The sequence below is a fragment of the Pseudanabaena biceps PCC 7429 genome (assembly GCF_000332215.1).
In the GTDB taxonomy this organism is placed as follows: Bacteria; Cyanobacteriota; Cyanobacteriia; order Pseudanabaenales; family Pseudanabaenaceae; genus Pseudanabaena; species Pseudanabaena biceps.
In genome coordinates, this window is the sequence record NZ_ALWB01000355.1 from 1 (window position 1) to 4166 (window position 4166).

Genomic DNA, 4166 nt, shown 5'->3' on the forward strand with positions numbered 1-4166 from the left:
GCAATTAAATATAAAACCCAAAACCTGTGGTGCACGCTGCGCCACAGGTTTTTAATCTGGATTTTAATTATGCCCAGCTACTGGTAGTACGACAGGATAAGACGAGTAGAAATCAGTGTAAATAACTGCACATTGGCGATAGACGGCAGGCAAAGATTCCCATACCTTCTGAGCTGAATCACCAGAGCGATCGCCAATATAGCAACCCACAATTTCACGAGTTTCAGCATCAATGGCAAGCCATACCCACTGTTTATTGCCCTTGTTGTCCACAAAAGACCATAATTCATCCATCTGTACGGTCAAACGACTTTTTGGTTTAGGTTCTACCTCTACCTGTTGAGGAATATTTTCATATTTATCATTGACATAACTTTGCAACCATCGTTCTGACACCTTGAGCACTCTAGCTATTCCAGCTAACGGGATCTTTTCTTGTAGTAGTCGTTCTAGTAGCTCATAACTCTCGTGTATACGCTCAGAGACTCTCTGCCACTGAGGATTTTCTACAAATTGGCGACCACAATCACGACATTTATAATTTTGTTTCCCATGACGTGTACTACCGTTCTTAACTACCGATATAGATTGGCAGGATGGACAAGATGGTCTTATTTCAGTCATCACTTTGCTTTTTAGCAACTATCGAAAACATTTTCCTACATCCTTTCCTTTTTAGGACTACCCAGCTACTTAGTAATTCTCTATAGCTATAAAAGCTTTGCCTTGGACATAAGCCCAAAAATATAAGTGGCGGCGCTTTGCGCCGCCACTTATGTTTTTGGGCTTGGGTTATACCAATTCCCAAAATGGCAACGCCATTTTGGAAATCTCAAAACCTTACTGGGTTTGGTTTTTAATTCACAAAAGTGTTGTCACACTTTCGTGAATTGGTATTACAGCAATTTTCGATCAAAAGAACTATAAGAGAGTTTTTGAAAGTGTTGCAAAGCAACACTTTCAAAAACTCTCTTGGTTTGGATTTGAGCGCAAAGCGCTGTAAACAAAATGGGCTATTGGCGATCGCCTATAAGTCTATAAAATGAGCGCACCATCCGCGATAATTACTAAGAAGCGCGATCGCGCATTCACGATCAACCATATTGTTAGCAGCCCGACTCCATGTTCACCTTCGCACTTCCCAAAGGCTCACTATTAAAAGACTCTATTGAATTGCTCCAAGGAGTGGGACTTGACTTTAGCGCCTTTCTTGATGCTTCAAACCGTCAACTGCAAATCACCGATCCGACGGGCTCAGCTAAGGCTCTGCTGGTGAGAGCGCAAGATGTACCTGTATATGTGGAATATGGACAGGCCCAAGCAGGCATCGTGGGGGAAGATGTCTTACGGGAAAAAACTCCTAAAGTGGCTAAATTGCTCGATTTAGGTTTTGGTGGCTGTCGTATGTCGATCGCGGTCTCTGGAGAAAGTCGTTATCGTTCACCGTTGGACTTGCCGCCCCATAGCCGTATTGCTTCAAAGTATGTAGGTTGCGCTCGCACCTACTTTGACAGCATTGATTTACCTGTCGAGATTATTCCTCTGTACGGCTCGGTGGAACTTGGACCGATTACAGGGATGGCTGAGGCGATCGTGGATTTGGTCTCGACGGGCAAAACCCTCAAAGATAATGGGTTAATCGAAATCGAAGTTTTATATCACAGCACCGCGAGATTGATCGGACATCCACTCAGTTATCGTTTGGATAGCGATCGCTTTAGTAAGTTGATGAAACAAATGCAGGTTGGCTCTCGCTAAAACCCAAGCAAAAAGCAAGCAAAAAGCAAGCAAAAAGCAGGGAATGGTAGCTCTTCGCGTTGCCATTCCCTGCTTTTTGTTTGGGCTTTGTGCGGCAAGCATCATTTTTTTAATCAGTAAGCTTTTCCCACGCCGATCTTGCTGCATTTTGGATACGGCTCATGGTTTTGGAAACTTTTTTTTCTAGTTTTTTCTCAACATTTTCTAAGACTTCGTTGACGGAATCTACCGCCCAGCTATCAAACTCTTCAAGGCGATCGCGTACTGAGCTGACTTGCTTATCGACATTTTTATGGGCTTTTTTAAAATTTTTTTCGTACTGTTGTTGGGCTGCGTCAGCGACAGTATGCAGTGTTGTTTCGATCTTATGTTTGATATCTTTTGACTTTTTGGGCATGGCAATAACTCCTGAGTAATGCACTGCAAAAGTATGAGTTTCATTTATCATATCGCTATAGCTTGGGGAACAAGTATGGTCATGCCAACAGATTTTCATGAAGATTTCTTTCAACAGGGTTTAGCCAAGGCAAAGTCGGGAGATCGCTATGGTGCAATACAAGCCTTTAGCCTTGCGATCGATGTTAATCCTCAATGGGCTGAAGCCTATTATCAACGTGGTTTAATTCTCTTCGATCTAGGCGATCGTCAAGGGGCAATTGCCGACTATAGCCAAGCAATTATGCTCGCTCCTGACGTGATCGATGTATATGTGGCTCGCAGCATGACTCGGATCGCGATCGCCGATATCCTTGGCGCGCAAACTGACATTGCTCAAGCTCTAGAAATTAATCCCAAATCAGCGATCGCCCATCAATTACTGGGCTTAACCTACAAGCAACAGCAGCAATGGGAAAAGGCGATCGCCACCTATAAACAGGCTGCCCATCTATTCTTAGAATTACGGGATGAAGATAACTGTCGCCGTTGTATCGAGAGCTATAAATCGCTAGAAACAATGCTGCCCCCGTCAGTTGCTAATATTCTGGCAGATATCCAGCCCAAGATCGATCAAGGCGAGCATACCCAAGCCTTAATTGCTCTCAACTGGGTATTGCAAATCGAACCTCAAAACATAAAGGCTCTCTGTTTGCGGGGTCTAGTCCTTGGAAAACTCGGTGATACTCAACTAGCAATTCAGGATCTCAATCAAGCCACATTCCTAGAACCACAGAACATCGAAGTCCGCCTCGGTCGTGGGCGCATCCGCCTCGAAATCGGTGATGCAAGGGGAGCCATTGCCGATTTTAACGAGTTAATCCGCGAATATCCCAGCATAGTCGATGTTTATAGCGATCGCGCCAAAGCCTATACCAAACTCAAGGACTATCGGGCCGCGATCGAAGACTTTTCGCGATCGCTATCTCTAAATCACAATAATCCGCAACTATATTGTGATCGCGCCGACGCTAGGTATGACTTTGGCGATCTTAAAGGAGCGATCGAGGATTATCAACAAGCCGCGAATATTTGGTTTACCCGATCGCTGATGGAACGCTATCGCTATGCCCTAGCCCGCATTAGTCTCTGGCAGTCGGAACTAGAAAAACAAACCAAAGAGGCAAAAAGCCAACAGGTCATTGCTAACGCAACAGTAAATCTCATGCAAATGCCTAGTCTGGAGTTGCAACAACGCTTATTGCTATTGGTGGGTGGCAATATGGCGATCGCTCAACGTCTCATCGACATTGCTAAACAGGAACATCCTAATATGCCTGAAATTTGGTACTGGCAAAAGGTGATTTTTGATCTAGAAAGCGATCGTAACGATCAATAAATTAAGTAAGCCCTCAACGGGATTTGAACCCGTGACCTTTCCCTTACCAAGGGAATGCTCTACCCCTGAGCCATGAGGGCGTTTTTTAACTCTTTGTTATTGTTACATAATGATGGACGTTTTTAGCAACACTTACCAAAATATTTTTTCGTGATTTTTGATATACAGCTATAGCCAGTTATGCTGGGACAAAATCAAAAAAACAAAAAAAGAAGGTTGGCGCTGTCATACTCTTCTTGTTTTTAATGTACCTAACGCCATGTGCAACTAAGAACTTGCAAAAAAAACTCACAGCCGAAAGTGTTAGAGAATAGACCTAACGCCATTAGCGGTGAGAATTATGTTTTCTATGGAATATTTTATCATTGCAGTATTTTGGGCGTTGCACATATTCAGAATGATCGAAAGTAGGCGTTGCATAATGAAGGACGAGTTGCAGTAAAAGAGATGAAATGTCCAAAGTGTGTGTTGGAACACATACACAAGAAGGGAACTAAGCAAACGTCAGTTCTGGCTAAGTTGGCAAATTTTAAAAGCCAGTTTCAAATTATTCCGAACTGACGTTAAGAGATATAGCTATATTCACTTAAGTAAGGACATCAAACCCAATAGAGAGTTGCGGCGCGAAGCGCCG

At 43.4% G+C, this 4166-nt stretch carries 3 protein-coding genes, 1 tRNA gene and 1 pseudogene; 2 read left to right on the top strand and 3 right to left on the bottom strand.

Features of this window, described 5'->3' with window-relative positions:
• Nucleotides 1-69: 69 nt before the first annotated feature.
• A pseudogene (locus PSE7429_RS22185) lies at nucleotides 70-624 on the bottom strand (IS1 family transposase); the annotation flags it as partial.
• A 498-nt stretch (nucleotides 625-1122) separates the two neighbouring features.
• Here PSE7429_RS22185 and hisG point away from each other — a divergent pair.
• Nucleotides 1123-1758: an ATP phosphoribosyltransferase gene (gene hisG / locus PSE7429_RS22190; RefSeq protein ID WP_009629631.1), complete on the top strand. Its 636-nt coding sequence runs from the start codon at nucleotides 1123-1125 to the stop codon at nucleotides 1756-1758.
• 109 nt (nucleotides 1759-1867) lie between these two features.
• Here the strand turns inward: hisG and PSE7429_RS22195 are convergent, their stop codons facing one another.
• A complete protein-coding gene (locus PSE7429_RS22195; RefSeq protein WP_040690284.1) occupies nucleotides 1868-2206 on the bottom strand; it encodes a hypothetical protein in 339 nt (112 codons plus the stop codon).
• Nucleotides 2207-2236: 30 nt separating this feature from the next.
• On the opposite strand from PSE7429_RS22195, the gene PSE7429_RS22200 reads away from it, so the two are divergent.
• Nucleotides 2237-3532, top strand: a complete 1296-nt coding sequence (locus PSE7429_RS22200) for a tetratricopeptide repeat protein (protein ID WP_040690285.1) — start codon at nucleotides 2237-2239, stop codon at nucleotides 3530-3532.
• 8 nt (nucleotides 3533-3540) lie between these two features.
• Here PSE7429_RS22200 and PSE7429_RS22205 read toward each other — a convergent pair.
• Nucleotides 3541-3612, bottom strand: a tRNA-Thr gene (locus tag PSE7429_RS22205).
• Nucleotides 3613-4166: the final 554 nt, after the last annotated feature.

Coding starts and splice junctions, on each gene's coding strand:
- hisG (WP_009629631.1), top strand. CDS start 1,123: ATGTTCACCTTCGCACTTCCCAAAGGCTCACTATTAAAAGACTCTATT.
- PSE7429_RS22195 (WP_040690284.1), bottom strand. CDS start 2,206: ATGATAAATGAAACTCATACTTTTGCAGTGCATTACTCAGGAGTTATT.
- PSE7429_RS22200 (WP_040690285.1), top strand. CDS start 2,237: ATGCCAACAGATTTTCATGAAGATTTCTTTCAACAGGGTTTAGCCAAG.